We start from the raw sequence: 16,128 nt of genomic DNA, 5'->3' as shown, positions 1-16,128 counted from the left end.
ACCCAGGGGGCGTTGGCGTGCAACTTCGGCGACTCTCCGCTGTCGATGCGGGTCCCTGTCGGGCGCTGCCGCGTGGCTGTCCTGTGCTAACCGGTGCGCGAGGCCGCGGCGCGTACGGCCTCGATGAAGCGGCGGGCCGTGGGCGGTCCCGCGTCGCCGCCCTGCGCGCCGAGGCGCAGCAGATAGCGCCGCCCGTCCACATCGGCCGTCGCCCGGTCGTCGGAGCCGAACCAGGGCCTGCCCGCCCGCACTTCACCCAGGGGGGCGCTGTCGATCTCGCTGCCGTAGCTGGTCAGCAGCTCGAGCCTGCCGCCCGCGATCCTGACCTGTCCCGCCCGGGTCAGGGACCGCAGGCCTCTGCCGATGCGCACGCCCGTCGCCGTGAACTCCGGCTCCGCCATGCCGATTCGCCCCCTCGAGTGCGTGTGTGCGGTGCAGTCTGCACGCACCTGGCCAGGAACACCAGTACGCATGTGGACGTGCTGTGAAGCATTGGGGGCAGCTTGAACGTGCGCCCCCTCGCACGCGTATTCTCGCGCCTCCTTCGTGCTCCGGACGCGTGTTCCCGTCTCCTCCCAGGCGTGCCTTTGAGGCGCTCAAAGATGCATTTATGCAGGTGAGAAGCGTGCGCAAGGTGCTTATGATCGAGGTGTCCGGCCGCCGTCTTCGCCCCGGACCGGCGCCCGGAACGACACCCGGGCACGACGTGAAGGAGCCACGCGGTGAGCACCACGGAAGAGGGCAGGATCATGGCCGAGGGTGTGCCGTCGGGGCCCCTGCCGACGCTGGACGTCGATCACACCGACCCCGGCTACCGTGAGTGGCTCAAAGAGGCGGTGCGCAAGGTGCAGGCGGACAACAACCGCTCCGCCGACACGCACCTGCTGCTCTTCCCGCTCCCCGAGCAGTGGGGCATCGACCTCTACCTCAAGGACGAGTCGACGCACCCCACGGGCAGCCTCAAGCACCGCCTGGCCCGCTCGCTCTTCCTCTACGGCCTGTGCAATGGCTGGATCCGGCCGGGACGCACGGTCATCGAGGCGTCCAGCGGGTCCACCGCCGTCTCGGAGGCCTACTTCGCGAAGCTGATCGGCGTGCCCTTCATCGCGGTGATGCCGCGTACGACCAGCGCCGAGAAGTGCCGACTGATCGAATTCCACGGCGGCCAGTGCCACTTCGTGGACGACCCCCGCACCATGTACGCGGAGTCCGCGGCCCTCGCGTCCCGCACCGGCGGCCACTACATGGACCAGTTCACGTACGCGGAGCGGGCCACGGACTGGCGCGGCAACAACAACATCGCCGAATCGATCTATCGCCAACTCGCCCTGGAGCGCTACCCCGAGCCCGCCTGGATCGTCGCCACCGCCGGCACCGGCGGCACATCGGCCACGCTCGCCCGCTACGTCCACTACATGCAGCACGACACCCGCATCTGCGTCGCGGACCCCGAGAACTCCTGCTTCTTCGAAGGCTGGACGACGGACAACCCCGACGCCACGAGCGACTGCGGCTCCCGCATCGAGGGCATCGGCCGCCCCCGCATGGAGCCGAGCTTCGTGCCGGGCGCCATCGACCGCATGATGAAGGTCCCCGACGCGGCGAGCGTCGCGGCGGTCCGCGCCCTGGAGTCCGCCATCGGCCGCCGCGCGGGCGGCTCGACCGGTACGGGTCTGTGGAGCGCCCTCAAGATCGTCGCGGAAATGGTGGCGGAGGGCCGCACCGGCAGCGTCGTCACCCTCATCTGCGACCCGGGCGACCGCTACCTGGACAAGTACTACTCGGACGAGTGGCTGGCGACCCAGGGCCTGGACATCGCCCCGTACGCGCAGACCATCGCGAGGCTGCTGGAGACGGGGGAGTGGCCTGCCTGATCAGCCCGCTGACGGCGACATGGCAGCGCTGCTCCTGTGGCATTCAAGCCCCTCCGGCAAGCCCCTCCGGCGATGGAGGAGCGGGGTCCGGGGCAGAGCTCCGAGACGTCACCCCCGTGGCGCGCAGCGCACCCTCCGGGAAGGGGGCGGGTCGGGGGAACGAAAAACGGCCGACCGCACCTTCACGCGGGCGTGGACGCAAGCCGCCGATCAAGCGCGGCGACGGCCCCCCGGAACGCCCGCCCCATCGCGGCCCGCCCGAACTTCATCCCCGCCCGCACGCCGGCAGGCGCATCCACCGCAAACGTCCACCGCACCCGAGTCCCCCCGCCGGGAATCCCCTCGAGCCGCCACTCCTCCAGCAGCGCCCGCACCCCCGGCGCGTTCGTCTCGTCCACTCGATACGCGTACACCTCACCGGGCTCCGCCGCGACTATCGTCTCCAGGAACCGCGTCCCGCCCTTGAGCCGCACCTCCCGCCGCGCGCCACCGTCCATCGGCCGAGCCAGCGTCACCGCAGAGAACCACTGCGGCCACCCCACGACGTCCTCGGCGAGCGCCCGGTACACGGCGTCCGGCGACGCCGACACCTCACGCGCGAACACGAGCCGCAGCGGCGCACTCTCGACGAAGTCGAGCTGGACGGGACGAAGACGGCGTGCCATGAAGGTTCAGCCCCCAAGATTGAATCGGACGCGACGCCCGGGTCAACGGGCATCGCGCGCAAGCGAATTGACGTCGACGTGCTCCAGCTGTTGGCTCGGCGCCACCATAACTGGCACCCCGTCAGATGTCTGCACCGTCCTCCGGCTCGTCGGCCACGACGAGCCGCATGTGCTCGGCAACCTCGGCCCGCGCCTCGACGGGCAGCCCGCCGTCCGTGACCAACGTGTCCACCTGGTCGAGCGAGGCGAAGGAACTCAGCCCCACCGTCCCCCACTTGGTGTGGTCGGCCACCACCACGACGCGCCGCGCGGACTGCACGAGCCGCCGGTTCGTCTCCGCCTCCGCGAGGTTCGGCGTCGACAGGCCCGCCTCCGGGCTTATGCCGTGCACCCCGAGGAACAGCACGTCGAAGTGGAGCGCCGCGATCGCCTGGTCGGCCACGGGCCCCACCAGCGAGTCCGACGGCGTGCGCACCCCGCCGGTCAGCACCACCGTGGCCGCTCCCTGCCGGGACGCCGCGCCGCGCTGCGCGGCGTGGAAGACGTCGGCGACCCGCACCGAGTTCGTCACCACCGTCAAGTCCGGTACGTCGAGCAGCTGCTGGGCCAGCGCGAACGTCGTCGTACCGCCGGACAGCGCGATCGCCGTGCCGGGCGCGGCCAGCGGCGCCGCGGCCCGCGCGATGTCCTCCTTGGCGGTCAGCTCCAGGCCCGACTTGGCCTCGAACCCCGGCTCGTGGGTGCTGGCCTCGACCACGGGCACCGCGCCGCCGTGCACCTTCTCGACCACGCCCTGCCGGGCCAGCGCGTCGAGGTCGCGCCGCACCGTCATGTCGGAGACGCCGAGCTTCCTGGTCAGCTCGTTGACCCGGACGCCGCCGCGGCGACGGACCTCGTCGATGATCAGGGCGCGGCGCTGCTCCGCGAGCAGGTTCTGATTCTCGCTCACGTCCGTCGGATCCCTTCGACTCGTCCCGCCTGCCACCGGCGTACCGGCCAGCGCTTTCTCGTCATCCTCGCACGCGCCACCGACACCGGGACCACCGCCCGCGAGGACGGTCCGCGCGCAACGGGGTGAATGGGGCGGGGCGCCTCGGGGAGATTCCGTGACGAGGGGTGCCCGAGGGGCCGTGGGGCCGGGATCCTGATCGTGTTCAGGAACGGGGGACACATGAGCACGACGCACGAGCACGACAAGGACCACGGCCACCCTCATGGGGAGGCCGCCGCGACGACCGCCGACGCGCCCACCACGACGGCCGACGAGACCGCCCTGGAACTCCTCGTCCACGGAGTCGGCGGCACCACCCCGCAAGAGATGCTCGACGACCCGCAGACGGTGCGGGTGTCGGGCGACGACACGGCCGCCGTCTTCCGGCGCGGCGAGGACGTCGACGCGGAGGCCCGGCCCGACGACTACCGGGGCAAGCCCGTCCCCGAGGCGTACGTGTGGTGCAACCTCACGTCGGGCAACGGCTCACGGGCGCTGTGGCTGTTGCTGCTGCCCTTCATGGTGGTGAACCTGTCGCACTGGATGCGGCCCAACGCCCGCCGCTGGACCCGCACCGTGCGCCTGTACGGGCTGCTCGTCCGCCTCGTCTCGCTCACCCTCACGGTGCTCCTGGTCGCCGCCGCCTGCGAGGTCGCCCTCGACCTGACGGCCTGGCAGTGCGCCGGCACCTCGGCCTGCGCGGCGCGCCACTCGTGGCTCGGCTTCCTCGCCGAGGGCTGGTGGAGCCAGCCGGGCCGCCGCCTCGCCCTCGCCGCGCTCGTCCCGACGGCCCTGGCGGGCCTCCTCTGGTACCTCTCGCACCGCACCTGGAGCGCGTACGAGACGCAGCGCCCGCTGCCGCACATGCCCGAGCCCACCGACGGCGAGATCGACAACGCCCTGGGCAGGCCCGGCTTCTGGTACGGGCGCCGCCTGGTGGCCCGGCTGCGCGCCGCCCACACCGCCGCCGCGCTGCTCACCGTGGCCGCGGCCGTCGGCACCTCGGCGGCCCGCTTCGACCGGGCGGCGGGCGGGCCCGCCCTGCTCGCCGCGGTGGGCTGGGTGATCGTCGGCGCCCTGGTCGTCGGCGTCCTCGCCGTCGTCACCGTCGTCGTGCGCCGAGGCCGCAGCGAGAACCGCGTCGACGACAGGGTGGACCGCGCCCTCGTGCGCGTGCTGCCGTACGGCGCGCTGGCCCTGCTCGTCGTGACCATGGTGTACGCGGCCTGGTCGCGCCCCGGCTGGCAGTCGTCGGGGCGGCTGCCCGGCGACGCGACGTTCGGCGGCATCGCTCTCGTCCAGGGCGCGCTCGTGCTCGTCATCGCCGTCGTCGCGCACGCCATCTACCGCACCGCCCGCGACCCGCGCACCGCCCTGCGCGGCCTCGGCGGACCCGCCACCGCGATGCTCGCCTGCGCCCTCGGCGGCGTCATGACGGGCGGTGTGGCGCAGCGCGTCGCCGACTGGCTGGACGGCACCAGCGGCCTCATCAAGGGCCCGCCCGTCCTGCTGTCCTGGCAGGCATCCGTCATCCCGCCGCTGCTGGTCGTGCTCGCCGTCCTGGGCGGGGCGCTCGCGCTGCGCACGGCCCTTATCAAGAAGCGGGAGACGGCCCAAGTGGCGGTCGACTACCACCTCGACGACAAGCCGGGCGCGACCGCCGAACCCCCGGACGCGCACCGCACGGCGCGCATCGCGGGCACGCGCGCGCGTGCCGCCCTCACGGACAAGGCGCCGGTGATGATCGGGGTGGTGTCCTCGGTGACGCTGCTGCTCGGCGCGCTGGCCGTGGTCGGCGCGTGGACCACGGGGAAGGTGCCGGCGACCGCGTTCCGGGGCTCGTACGCGATCGTGGAGGGTGCCGCGGAGTCCGCGCAGGCGCTCGGCTCCTGGCTGATCGGTCTCGGCTTCATACTGTTCGTCACCTGGGGGCGCCGCGCCTACAAGGACGCGTCCGCGCGCCGCACCATCGGCATCCTGTGGGACGTGGGCACCTTCTGGCCGCGCGCCGCGCACCCCTTCGCGCCCCCGTGCTATGCCGAGCGCGCCGTCCCCGACCTGACCTGGCGCATGGCCACCTGGACGCAGTCAACCGGGGGTCGCCTCATCCTGTCGGGGCACTCCCAGGGCAGCGTCCTCGCGGCGGCCGCCGCCTGGCAACTGCACCCCTCCGTAAGGAAGCGCGTCGGACTGCTCACCTACGGATCGCCCTTGGAGCGCCTGTACGGGCGCTGGTTCCCGGCCCAGTTCGGCCCCGAGGCGCTGGCCTCGCTGCACCGCCAGGTCGACTGCTGGCGCAATCTGCACCGCGAGACCGACCCCATCGGCGGGCCCATCAACCTGACCGGCGAGTGCGGCCCCCAGGTCGACCACGAGGCGCTCCTGGACCCGCTCGCGTACGGGCGCACGGCCGAACACCCGCTCCCCGCACCGATCCTGGGGCACAGCGACTACCAGGCCGACCCGGTGTTCGCCGAGGAGCGGGCCCGGCTGCTCGCCCGCCTCAAGCCGGGCGTGCCGCAGCAGCGCCCCGACGCGGCGCGGGCTCAGGGCAGCTCGGGCAGGTCCTCCGGGTAGAGCAGCGTGAGGGCGTCGGTGTCCAGGGCGTCGAGCTGGGCAACCCGGCCGGCATGCCGCTCCACCATCGACTCGAACGTCTGGCGGGCGGTACGGCCGTTGCCGAAAGCGGGCCCCTTCGGGAGCGCCGTGAAGTACTTGAGGAGTGCTTCCGGCGTCCCGTCGGCGAGCCGGTACTCGTGCTCGTCGGCCTGCTGCTCCACGATGCGCAGCAGCTCCTCGGGCACGTAGTCGGAGAACGTGATGGTCCGTGAGAAGCGCGACGCCACCCCGGGGTTGGTGGACAGGAAGCGCTCCATCTCCGCCGTGTAGCCCGCGACGATCACGACGACCTCGTCCCGGTGGTCCTCCATGAGCTTGACGAGCGTGTCGATGGCCTCGCGGCCGAAGTCACGACCGGAGTCCTCCGGGGACAGCGCGTACGCCTCGTCGATGAACAGCACGCCGCCATGAGCGCGTTGGAAGGCCTCCTGGGTGCGGATCGCGGTGGAGCCGATGTGCTCGCCGACCAGGTCCACCCGGGACACCTCCACGAGGTGGCCCTGGCCGAGGACGCCGAGCGACGCCAGGATCTCGCCGTACAGGCGCGCGACCGTCGTCTTGCCGGTGCCGGGGGAGCCGGTGAACACCAGGTGGCGCCGTACGGAGGCCGCCTTGAGGCCCGCCTCCTGGCGCCTGCGGCCGACCTCGATCATGTCCGTGAGCGCCCGCACCTCCCGCTTGACGCTCTCCAGGCCCACCAGAGCGTCCAGTTCACCCAGGACGTCCTTGGACGTGCGGGAATCCCTCGCGGGCTCCTGAGGGGCCGCCGAGGGGCGCTGGTCGGGCACGCCGCTGAGGAGGCCGACCGTCTGTGTCGCGGTCTGCACGGCGGGCTGCGGGGCGGCCTGCGGCGCCGCCGACGCGCCCGGCCGCACGCCGCCGCTCTCGTCGCTCGCGCAGTCCTCGATCAGCGGACCGTCCTCGGCGAACTCGTAGCCGCCGCGCGAACACCGCTCCGTACGGCACTTCTTGAGGCTCGTGCGGCAGCCGTCGATGATGTGGAAGCCGAAGCCGCCGCTGCCCGTGACGCGGCAGCCGTGGAAGCTTCCCCGGCCGCCGGCGGACACGTAGAAGCCGGCCTCGGCGGGGGAGGTGACCGTGCAGCGCTCGATCGTGGGGTCGGCGCCCTTGGTGACGATCACGCCGGTCTGGGTGGCGTCCACGGTGCAGTTGGCGAGCGTGCCGCCGCTGCCGTGGTCGCGGAACCAGGCGCCCGTCGCGGCCTCCCGGATGCGGCAGTCGTCGAGCTGCGCGGTCGCGCCGTCGCTCACCGACACCGCCGTGTTGCGCACCTGCGACAGGTCGCTGTCGAGGACGTCCACGCGCGAGCCGCGGTCGAGCACGAACAGCGCGTCCGGCACGTCGTGCACCCGGCAGGAATCGAGCACGGCGGTCGCGCCGTCGCTGACCCACACGGCCGGATAGTCGCCCGTGCTGTCGTGGATCTCGCACTGGCTGGCGTCCACGCGCGTGCCGGGGTCCCACACCGACAGGCCGTTGCGTCCGAACTGGCGCACGGTGGAACGCGTCAGCGTCAGGACGGACCGGGAGCGCAGGTCGATCGCGTTCTCAGGGATGTCGTGCACGCGGCAGTCGGCGAGCGTGAGCACCGCGTCGGTGTCGAGCGTGACGCCGTCGGCCGTCGTGCGGTGCACATCGCAGTCGGTCAGGTGTGCGGTGGCCCGTCCGGTGATCTGCACACCGGACCCCTTCACCTCGTACACCTCGCAGCCCACGGCCTCCAGGCCGGAGTGCTCGCCGGTCGCGGAGATGCCCGCGCCCGAGGTGTGGTGCACGCGGCAGCGCTCCAGGCGTGGATGCGCGCCGCCGCGCACCGCGACACCCGCCTGCCCGGCCGCGACGACCTCGCACTCCTCGAAGACACCGCCCCCGCCGTCGAGCACGGCGATGCCGATGCCTCCGGCGTTGTCGACGGTGCACTGGCGCACGGTGGGGCGCGCGCCGCCGCGCACTTCGAGCCCGGTCGCGGACCGCGTCACGACGCGGACGCCGACGATCTCGGGCGCGCCCTCCTCGACGAGCAGCGCGGGGGCCGCCGCGTCCTGCCCCTCGACGTGCAGATCACGCACCGTCGCGGAGGAACGGACGGTGACGGCGACGCCTTCGGAGGGCACGATCCGCACGGAGCCGGGGGAGCCCTCGGGGCCACGCAGCGTCACCGCGCGCCGCAGCACCAGGTTCTCTCTGTACGTGCCCGGGGCCACGGTCAGCACGTCGCCGTCGGTGGCCGCGTCCAGGGCGGCGGCCAGCGAGGAGTACTCACCCGTGCGGCGCCGCCACCGCGAAGTGCTGGTGTGCGTCACCTGGACCGAGCCCTGTGCCATGGCGCTGATCTGCCCCCACCTCGTCGTACGCCGGACCTGTGCGCGTCTCGCGCGGCGTCACCGGCGCTTCCTGCGCTCTGCCTGCCAAAAGGTGGGTCCACCGTAGCGTGCGCGGAGCACGGGGGTTGACCAGAGCCACGAGCCCGCCGACCCTCGTCAGCTGCCCGTGCCGGTCCGGCCCCAGTCGGGTCCCGCGATGTCCCAGGCGCTGTCCCAGCGCGCGTACCGGCGGCGCATCATGCGCCACAGGACCAGCCGCCGAGAGCCCTCCACCAGGCCCGTCACGGCGACGGCGGCGCCGAAACCGGCGAGTGCCGCGTGCGTGGCGGCCGTCGGCTTGTCGAGCGGCCTGCCGACCGCACGGCCCTGGTCGTCGGTCCACACCGGGAACGTGTCGCCGCGGTGCGGGGTGGTCAGCGGGGCGACGACGCGGTCGTGCCGCGGCGTGCCGTCAGGCGCCTTCCAGGACGCCACTACGCGCGTGTGCGCGTCGCGCGCCGTCGACGTCTCGGGGTCCGGGTCGAGAGGTGGCTGGGCCACCTTGCGGACCACGGTCGCCGTCACTTCGTGCCGCGCGCTGCGCTGCTCCTCCACGGAGCGGTACAGAGCGTCACGGGACAGGGACCCCGCGACGACGCCGGCCAGCGGCGCGGCGACGACGATGAGGACCAGTGCGACCAGGGCGACCCAGGCCTCGGCCAGGTCGGTCCCGCGGCACACCGGATTGTGGCGCCAGCGCCAGAGCCCGATCAACGCTCGCACGGTCTGCACCCCCTTCCGGGTCTGTCTTAACCCCGAACGGCAGCGCCCGCATGCCGGAGGAGAGAAGAGAGAGCGACGTCACCTGGCTTGCTCGCCCCTGCTCACCGGCGCTTCCGACACTGCCATTGTCTCTCAACGAGCATGCCGCGGCGCCGGGTTCCCCGACCGGGTGACGGTTATTCGAGGATCGTCAAGGGATCTGAGATTCGGATGGTGCCGGTCGTCTCGGGCACGAGATTGGTGCCGAAGCACAGTTGGTCACCGAAGCGGCGGTGCCTGGCCAGGGTGCGCAGCGGTTCCTTGCCACGCTCCGCTGTCTGCTGGTTCGTCGTCGTGACCACGCAGCGGCCGCTCTTCTTGGTGATACGGAACGTGACTTCTCCGATGGCGATCCGCGACCAGTCGTCCTCGGCCCACGGGGGAGTGCCGGAGACGACGACATTAGGCCGGAACCGGTCCATCGGCAGTGGGCCCTCGTCGGAGTGATCTCCTTGACCGATCAAGTAGTTGAGTGCGTCGAGGGAGGAGAGGCTCGTGAGGAGCAGCGGGTACCCGTCGGCGAAGCTCACCGTCTCGCCGGGACGCGCGTACGCGGGGTCGATGGGGCGCCGGGTAGCCGGGTCGTCGAGGTGCATCATGCGTATCCCGGTGTCCAGGTAGGCGCTCCACCAGGCGTGCGCCTCAGGGGCGGCGGCGACCGCCTCGACCTTGTCCGACCAGACCTCGATGGTGGCCGTCTCGCGCGGCTCCGGGACCTCGACGGTGAGCGGGTCCATGCCGGGGGCCGACACACGAACGCCGCCGCCGGGCAGCAGCTCGGCGGCGGCCAACGCGAGGCGCGGATGCGGCCGTTGCGTCACGATCTTGCCGTCCGTGCCCACCAGCACCCAGCGCCGGTCCCCGGCCAGGCCCCACGGCTCGACGACGGCCTCGCGCGGGGCGTGCCCCCGGACCGCCTTGAGCGGGTGGACATGGATCGAACTGAGTGCTGCTGGCTGCGACATGGCGGCAATTCTGCCAGCAGCCACGGACATCGTCCGTGGCCGCGGGGTGGGCCGGAGCGCTCCGGCCGTGTCGGGTCAGTAACCGCGGTACTGCTGGCGGTTGTACGGATCCTCGTACGGCGCGGGGGCGGGGCGCGGCGTGGCCGGGCGCATCGACTCGTAGCCGGTCGGGGAGCCGGGCATCGGGCGCTGCGGCTGCTGCTGGGCCTGCGGGCCCGGGTAGCCGCGCGGGGCGCTCGCCTGCTGCGGGATGTACGCGGACTGGGCCGGCTGCATCGGGGCCGACTGCTGCTGCGGATAGCCGTACTGCGGCGCGGGCGCGGAGGACGCCGACGGCAGGGCGGGCAGCGCGGCCGGCAGCGCGGGCAGATGACTGCTGCTGTCGTACGCGGAAGGGACCCGGATCGGGGCGATCTGCGGAGTACCCCGTTCCGCGACGAGAGAGTCGTAGATCGGAGTGTCCGGGAAGGACGGCGCGGAGTAGTAACCGCCGCCATATGTGGAGCGGGGGGAGGTCATGACACATAAGTTAAGCCCACGATGTGGTCGTTGGGGTAGACCGATAAGAGGGTTCTTTTGCGTGTCGTGTGTGACCGCGCTTCCTCAATGCGAGCGAACTTGGGGAAAACGGTCGTCGCTCGGCCTCCGTTTCCTGTAGGGCCCAAGATTTCAGGGGGTTACCGGCGGTTGGCCAGTGATCTTCGAACCGGCCTCTGGGAGCCGGAAGGGTCCAGGGAATATGTTGGTCGCTAAGCCGACGTCGCGGGTTTGGGGCGGACATGACAATGGCTAAAGGGGCGAATGTCGAGCTGCACGCTCCGGCCGTACGCGTCGAATTGGGCAGACGTTCAGGTCCCGGTGTCCCCGACGTCGACGCCTCGGCCCTCCTGCTCGCCTCCGGAAAGGTCCGCTCCGACGCGGACTTCGTGTTCTACAACCAGCCCACGCACCCGTCCGGAGCGGTCCGGTACGAGGGCAGGACCACGGGCGACGGCACGGCCACCGACACCCTCCACCTCGACCTCGCGCGCGTGGAGCCCGCCATCGAGAAGGTGATCCTCGCGGCGTCGGCCGACGGCGGAACCTTCGGGCGCGTGCCCGGCCTGTACGTGCGCGTCGTCGACGCGGCGGACGGAACCGAACTCGCCCGCTACGACAGCGCGGACGCCACGGTGGAGACGGCCTTCGTCCTGGGCGAACTCTACCGTCGTCAGGGAGCGTGGAAGTTCCGGGCGGTGGGCCAGGGCTACGACACCGGCCTCGAAGGCCTCGCGACCGACTACGGCATCACCGTCGACGAACCGCAGCACGCCCCGCCTCCCGCCCCGTTGACGAAAGTGACCCTCACGAAGTCCGCGCCCACCGTCTCCCTCGCCAAACAGGGCGGCACCTCAGGAGCGCTGCGCGTGAACCTCAACTGGGAGGTCCGCAAACAGCTCGGCGGCCGGGCCGGCAGGCGCGCCCGCGGCCTCGATCTCGACCTGTGCGCCCTGTACGAACTGACGGACGGCACCAAGGGAGTTGTCCAGGCGCTCGGCCACGCCTTCGGATCGCTGCACCAGGCCCCGTACATCCACCTCGACGGCGACGACCGCAGCGGTGGCCTCGCCACCGGCGAGAACCTCACCGTCAACCTCGACCGCACCGACGCGTTCCGCCGCATCCTCGTCTTCGTGACCATCTATGAAGGCGCGCGAAGTTTCGCCGACCTTCACGCGACGGTCACCCTCCGGCCCGCCCACGGGGCGCCGATCGACTTCTCCCTGGACGAGTGCACGGTGCCTTCCAACGTGTGCGCGCTGGCCCTGCTCACGAACGAGGGCGGCGATCTGACGGTGCGCCGCGAGGCGCGCTACCTCGTCCCCGACCGCGGCGTGAGCCCGCAGCGCACCGTGGACCGCGCCTACGGGTGGAACATGAACTGGACGCGCGGCCGCAAATAGCGGCTTCGAACAGCGGCCCGCCCCAGGAGATTCAGCCCCGCTCGGGAGCGGCATAGGTGCGCCCCTTCCAGGCCGCGCCGCGCCCCCTGTAGTGCTGCACCGCGGAGTCCACCGTCATCAGGAGGTACAGCAGCGCCGTGAACGGCAACAGCGGCGCCAGCCACAGCGTCTGCCGGTAGTAGCCCAGCATGGGGGCGTACGTGCCCGCCATCACCGCCCAGGCGAGCCCGCCGAGCAGCGCCGTCGCCGCGCTGCCGGTGGCCAGGCCCACGATCAGCGCCGCGGGCGGCACCAGGTACACCAGGGCGAGCCCGACGACGGTGGCGAGCAGCACCAGAGGGTTGTGCCGCAACTGCGCGTACGCGCTGCGCGACACCATGCGCCACAGATCCGCCAGACGCGGATAGGGCCGCACGCTGTCGACCCGCTCGGCAAGGCCCAGCCAGATGCGCCCGCCCGACCGCTTCACGGCCCGCGCGAGCGACACGTCGTCGATGACCGCCTGCCGGATCGCGTCCGGGATCCGCGCCCGCTCGGCCGCCTCGGTCCGCAGCAGCACACAGCCGCCCGCCGCCGCGGCCGTGCGCGAGCCTTCCTTGGCGATCCAGCGGAACGGGTACAGCTGCGCGAAGAAGTACACGAACGCCGGCACGACCAGCCGCTCCCACACGCTCGCCACCCGCAGCCGCGCCATCTGCGACACCAGGTCGAAGCCGCCCGTGCGGGCCGCCGCCACCAACTCGCGCAGGCTGTCCGGCTCGTGCGCGATGTCGGCGTCGGTCAGCAGCAGGAACTCCGGTCCACGCGCGCGTGCGAGCCCGATGCCGTGCCGCACCGCCCACAGCTTCCCGGTCCAGCCGGCCGGCGGCTCACCCGGCGAGTCCACCGTGAGCGGGAGTCCGCCGAACCGGTCCGACAGCTCCCGCGCCACCTCGCCCGTGCCGTCCGAGCTGCCGTCGTCCACCAGGAAGATCTCCGCCCGGCCGGGATAGTCCTGCGCGAGCAGCGACGGAAGGCTGTCCGGCAGCACGGCCGCCTCGTCCCGGGCTGGCACCACCACGCACACGTCCGGCCAGCTCACGGGCTCGGTGCGCGGCGGCAGCCGCAGGTCCGTACGCCAGAAGAAGCCCTGGCACAGCAGCAGCCACAGCCATGCGGCGAGCGAAGCCGCGGTGATCCACACAACGACGTCCATCCGCCGCAGTCTGCCCCACCCGCACGGGCATTGTCGGACTCATCGTCTATGGTTTTGGCGTGAAGATCGCGCTGATGGACTCAGGAATCGGACTGCTCGCGGCCGCCGCCGCGGTACGGCGCCTGCGCCCGGACGCCGACCTCGTGCTCTCCTCCGCCCCCGACACCATGCCGTGGGGGCCGCGCACGCCCGATGACGTGACCGAGCGGGCCCTCGCCGTCGCCGAGGCCGCCGCCGCGCAGGATCCGGACGCGCTGATCATCGCCTGCAACACGGCCTCCGTGCACGCGCTGCCCGCGGTGCGCGCCCGCCTCGAGCCCGCGATCCCGGTCATCGGCACCGTCCCCGCCATCAAGCCCGCCGCGGCGGGCGGCGGCCCGGTCGCCATTTGGGCGACGCCCGCGACCACCGGCAGCCCCTACCAGCAGACGCTGATCCGCGACTTCGGGGGCGACGCCCAGGTCACCGAGGTGCCCTGCCCCGGCCTCGCCGACGCCGTGCAGTGGGCCGACGAGGCGGGCATCGACCGCGCGATCGAGGCCGCCGCGGCGCTCACTCCCGGTGACGTAAGGGCCGTCGTCCTGGGCTGCACCCATTACGAGCTGGTGGCGGAGCGGATCAGGGCCGCGGTGCAGCGTCCGGACGCCGAGCCGCTCGTCCTGCACAGCAGCGCGGGCGCCGTCGCCGCCCAGGCCCTGCGCCGGATCGGTGAGACCCCGCGGCCCGCCTCGGACGCGCGTGGACGCCTCACCGTGCTCCTAAGCGGCCGGGAGGACACGCTTCCGCGGGAGGCGCTCGCCTACGCCGAGGGCCGTGACCTGCAAGCGCTCAGCCACGCGGGCTGACCACCCGCGCGCGGGGGCGGCCTTCCGGCCCGCAGGGCCGTGCCGTCCCGGCGGAACATGAGTAGTCTCGAGTGCATGAGGGAACACGCCCCCGACGAGCACTCGAGGCGGCACTCTTCCGCCTCCGCGACCGACATCTGGACCGGCCGCGCACACAACCGTGTGCAGTGGCTGCTCGCCTGTGGCGGGCTGGCCTGCCTGGCCCTGGGCATCGAACTGGCCGTGGACAACTCGTGGGCCACCGGGATACTCGCCCTGGCCATGTCCGTGGTCGGCCTGATCGCCGTCGGCCTGCTGGTGCTGTTCGGCACGCTCGCCTTCCTCCATGTCGCGGTGAAGGTCGACAAGGACCACCTGGAGGTGCGCTGCGGCCACGTGGGCCTGCCGCGCCGCCGCATCCCGCTCGACCATGTCGTGGAGGCGGACTTCGCACCCCGTGTCACGCCCCGCCAGTGGGGCGGCTGGGGCTACCGCTGGCGCCCGGAGATCGGCACGGCCGTCGTGGTGCGGCGCGGCGAGGGCGTCGTGCTCCGCCTCGGTGACGGGCGCAGGTTCACGGTGACCGTGGACGACGCGGAGGCCGCCGTGCGGCACATCCGCGACCGCCTGAAGCCGAAGCCGACCGCGGGCCCGGCCGTCTGAGCCCGCTCCCGACCGTCATTCGCGGCCGTCCCGGAGGAATTCCGGGGCGGCCGCGTCGTCGTCCGGCGGCCCGTCGTCGTGCGGTCCTTCGGCGAGCGGCCGGGCCGTGGCGAGACCGGCCAGCAGGCCCACGCCCGCCGTCACGGTCGTGAAGCTGAGCGCGTTGCCGACCGTCGCCATCGCGGCCACCGCCGTCAGCGCCGCGCCCGCCGCGAGCACCACCTGCGTCGAGCGCGTCGAGCGCCACAGGACGTACAGCAGCCAGCAGTAGGCCGTCGCCAGCAGCAGGACGCCGACGAGCCCCTGCTCGGCCGCCATCTGGAGGACGGCGGAGTGCGGCTTGCCGTCGGAGAGCGGCGACTGCGCGAGCGTCGGACTGAGGTCCTCGAAGCGCCCCGGCCCCGTGCCGAGCGCGGGATGCCCCTCGGCAAGGCGTACGGCGTCGCGCCACAGCAGGATCCGCCGGTGCGAGAGCAACGTCTCCAGGGAGGCCGTCGGCCCGGCGGGCAGGGCGTTCTTGGCGAGCGCCACCCCGAGGGCGGCCACGACCGCCGTGGCGAGGCCGAGGCCCAGCAGACCGGTCGCCCGGCTGTGCAGGCGCGCCGCCGCCAGCGAGCACAGGACGACGCCCGCGCACACCGTCATGCCCACGGGAGAGTCGACCATGGCGGCCACCACCACGCTGCCCGCCGCCCCCACGTGCAGCGCGCTGCGCAGGCCCGGCCGGCGGGCCGACCACGCCGCGCAGCACAGCGCCCCCGTCGACAGGGCGAGCAGCGCCGCGGTCGCGCCGACCCGGCCGAGCGGGGTGATCACATCCGGCGCGGGGGCCGCGTACGGGGCGGTGAGCGCCAGCCCCAGGCCACCCAGCCCGACCGTGCAGGCCGCCGCGACCGGGACGAGCGCCCCGCCGATGCGCCCGCACGCGTACCCGGCGACCACGGCGAGCACAGCCAGGAGCGCCCCTTCCGGCCTGCCCGCGCGCGCGGTCGCGCTGATCAGCGCCCAGGCCGCGCAGCAGCCCAGCACCGCGACGCCCACGGCGTCCGAAGCCCCTCGATGACCGCGCAGGGCACTGTCCGTGCCCGCGCCCGCCGACCACCCCGTCGCATCCACCCGTCGCCCCCCGACGTAGCCGATCCCCGGACGCGAGGCCGGACGCGGCCGCGCCGTCGGGAACCGGGGCACACGGTAACCGCTGGTGGACCGCGCCGGGCCGGTGTTGCGCAGGAACGATGCTTCC

14 protein-coding genes are annotated in these 16,128 nt (G+C 72.9%); 5 read left to right on the top strand and 9 right to left on the bottom strand.

Features of this window, described 5'->3' with window-relative positions:
* Window positions 1-86 precede the first annotated feature (86 nt).
* Window positions 87-401: a hypothetical protein gene (locus tag ACTWJ8_RS06270; RefSeq protein WP_356381512.1), complete on the bottom strand. Its 315-nt coding sequence runs from the start codon at window positions 399-401 to the stop codon at window positions 87-89.
* Between the two features lie 348 nt (window positions 402-749).
* On the opposite strand from ACTWJ8_RS06270, the gene ACTWJ8_RS06265 reads away from it, so the two are divergent.
* The gene (locus ACTWJ8_RS06265) at window positions 750-1,874 is read left to right on the top strand and encodes a PLP-dependent cysteine synthase family protein (protein ID WP_443264823.1); all 1,125 of its coding nucleotides are present in this window, start codon (window positions 750-752) and stop codon (window positions 1,872-1,874) included.
* A gap of 182 nt (window positions 1,875-2,056) precedes the next feature.
* Here the strand turns inward: ACTWJ8_RS06265 and ACTWJ8_RS06260 are convergent, their stop codons facing one another.
* Both ACTWJ8_RS06260 and ACTWJ8_RS06255 read right to left on the bottom strand, forming a co-directional pair.
* Window positions 2,057-2,539: an SRPBCC family protein gene (locus tag ACTWJ8_RS06260; protein ID WP_356381510.1), complete on the bottom strand. Its 483-nt coding sequence runs from the start codon at window positions 2,537-2,539 to the stop codon at window positions 2,057-2,059.
* A gap of 121 nt (window positions 2,540-2,660) precedes the next feature.
* Window positions 2,661-3,488, bottom strand: coding sequence for a DeoR/GlpR family DNA-binding transcription regulator (locus tag ACTWJ8_RS06255; RefSeq protein ID WP_356381507.1), 828 nt, complete (start codon window positions 3,486-3,488; stop codon window positions 2,661-2,663).
* A 222-nt stretch (window positions 3,489-3,710) separates the two neighbouring features.
* On the opposite strand from ACTWJ8_RS06255, the gene ACTWJ8_RS06250 reads away from it, so the two are divergent.
* Complete coding sequence (locus ACTWJ8_RS06250) at window positions 3,711-6,107, top strand: hypothetical protein (RefSeq protein WP_443263233.1); 2,397 nt, start codon at window positions 3,711-3,713, stop codon at window positions 6,105-6,107.
* Here ACTWJ8_RS06250 and ACTWJ8_RS06245 read toward each other — a convergent pair.
* The 4 genes from ACTWJ8_RS06245 to ACTWJ8_RS06230 form a co-directional block, all read right to left on the bottom strand.
* On the bottom strand, window positions 6,077-8,494 hold the full coding sequence (locus ACTWJ8_RS06245; protein ID WP_443263232.1) for a right-handed parallel beta-helix repeat-containing protein: 2,418 nt from the start codon (window positions 8,492-8,494) through the stop codon (window positions 6,077-6,079). The genes ACTWJ8_RS06250 and ACTWJ8_RS06245 overlap by 31 nt on opposite strands.
* 156 nt (window positions 8,495-8,650) lie before the next feature.
* Entirely contained in the window at window positions 8,651-9,256 is a 606-nt protein-coding gene (locus tag ACTWJ8_RS06240; RefSeq protein WP_356381498.1) for an Rv1733c family protein, read from the bottom strand.
* Window positions 9,257-9,432: 176 nt separating this feature from the next.
* The gene (locus tag ACTWJ8_RS06235; protein ID WP_356381496.1) at window positions 9,433-10,260 is read right to left on the bottom strand and encodes an MOSC domain-containing protein; all 828 of its coding nucleotides are present in this window, start codon (window positions 10,258-10,260) and stop codon (window positions 9,433-9,435) included.
* 75 nt (window positions 10,261-10,335) lie between these two features.
* Entirely contained in the window at window positions 10,336-10,779 is a 444-nt protein-coding gene (locus ACTWJ8_RS06230; protein WP_356381493.1) for a DUF6643 family protein, read from the bottom strand.
* 260 nt (window positions 10,780-11,039) lie between these two features.
* Here ACTWJ8_RS06230 and ACTWJ8_RS06225 point away from each other — a divergent pair, with 260 nt between their 5' ends.
* Window positions 11,040-12,203, top strand: a complete 1,164-nt coding sequence (locus ACTWJ8_RS06225; protein ID WP_443263231.1) for a TerD family protein — start codon at window positions 11,040-11,042, stop codon at window positions 12,201-12,203.
* 31 nt (window positions 12,204-12,234) lie between these two features.
* Here the strand turns inward: ACTWJ8_RS06225 and ACTWJ8_RS06220 are convergent, their stop codons facing one another.
* Complete coding sequence (locus ACTWJ8_RS06220; protein WP_443263230.1) at window positions 12,235-13,398, bottom strand: glycosyltransferase; 1,164 nt, start codon at window positions 13,396-13,398, stop codon at window positions 12,235-12,237.
* A 59-nt stretch (window positions 13,399-13,457) separates the two neighbouring features.
* Here ACTWJ8_RS06220 and ACTWJ8_RS06215 point away from each other — a divergent pair, with 59 nt between their 5' ends.
* Together ACTWJ8_RS06215 and ACTWJ8_RS06210 are read left to right on the top strand one after the other, a co-directional pair.
* On the top strand, window positions 13,458-14,243 hold the full coding sequence (locus tag ACTWJ8_RS06215) for a glutamate racemase (RefSeq protein WP_443263229.1): 786 nt from the start codon (window positions 13,458-13,460) through the stop codon (window positions 14,241-14,243).
* Between the two features lie 75 nt (window positions 14,244-14,318).
* Entirely contained in the window at window positions 14,319-14,885 is a 567-nt protein-coding gene (locus tag ACTWJ8_RS06210; protein WP_356381481.1) for a hypothetical protein, read from the top strand.
* Between the two features lie 15 nt (window positions 14,886-14,900).
* Here the strand turns inward: ACTWJ8_RS06210 and ACTWJ8_RS06205 are convergent, their stop codons facing one another.
* Window positions 14,901-16,001 (bottom strand): O-antigen ligase family protein, encoded by a 1,101-nt coding sequence (locus ACTWJ8_RS06205; protein WP_443263228.1) that lies wholly within the window; start codon window positions 15,999-16,001, stop codon window positions 14,901-14,903.
* Window positions 16,002-16,128 lie beyond the last annotated feature (127 nt).

The sequence above is a fragment of the Streptomyces sp. SDT5-1 genome, assembly GCF_052245995.1.
In the GTDB taxonomy this organism is placed as follows: Bacteria; Actinomycetota; Actinomycetes; order Streptomycetales; family Streptomycetaceae; genus Streptomyces.
This window is presented reverse-complemented; position numbering and strand designations above follow the sequence as displayed.